This window comes from Exiguobacterium sp. s39 (assembly GCF_018618925.1).
Classification (GTDB): domain Bacteria; phylum Bacillota; class Bacilli; order Exiguobacteriales; family Exiguobacteriaceae; genus Exiguobacterium_A; species Exiguobacterium_A abrahamii.
Genome location: NZ_JACSNA010000013.1, coordinates 1 through 397, shown reverse-complemented (window position 1 = coordinate 397; position 397 = coordinate 1). Strand labels below are relative to the sequence as shown.

Sequence of the window (397 nt, the reverse complement as noted above, 5' to 3'; positions counted from 1 at the left end):
CGTTGGTATTCTAAGAACACACGTCTAATGACATGGTTAATTAAAAGTTTGATGTCTTGTTGATGTCTTCAGTTTTCAAGGTGCGAGTGCCTTATCCAAAGGACAAGACAAATGGAGCCTAGCGGGATCGAACCGCTGACCTCCTGCGTGCAAGGCAGGCGCTCTCCCAGCTGAGCTAAGGCCCCAGGATTGAAATTATAATGGAAATGGTGGGCCTAAGTGGACTCGAACCACCGACCTCACGCTTATCAGGCGTGCGCTCTAACCGGCTGAGCTATAGGCCCATTCCATGACTAGAGAGAATTAGACTCTCAAAACTGAACGATGGGCATGTCCCGTAAGGGACGTTTTCCTTAGAAAGGAGGTGATCCAGCCGCACCTTCCGATACGGCTACCT

At 49.9% G+C, this 397-nt stretch carries 2 tRNA genes; both read right to left on the bottom strand.

From position 1 onward, the window contains the following. Positions 1-112: 112 nt before the first annotated feature. Positions 113-185: transfer RNA gene (locus KNQ11_RS16670), tRNA-Ala, on the bottom strand. Positions 186-207: 22 nt separating this feature from the next. Further along, positions 208-284: transfer RNA gene (locus KNQ11_RS16665), tRNA-Ile, on the bottom strand. Between the last annotated feature and the right edge of the window lie 113 nt (positions 285-397).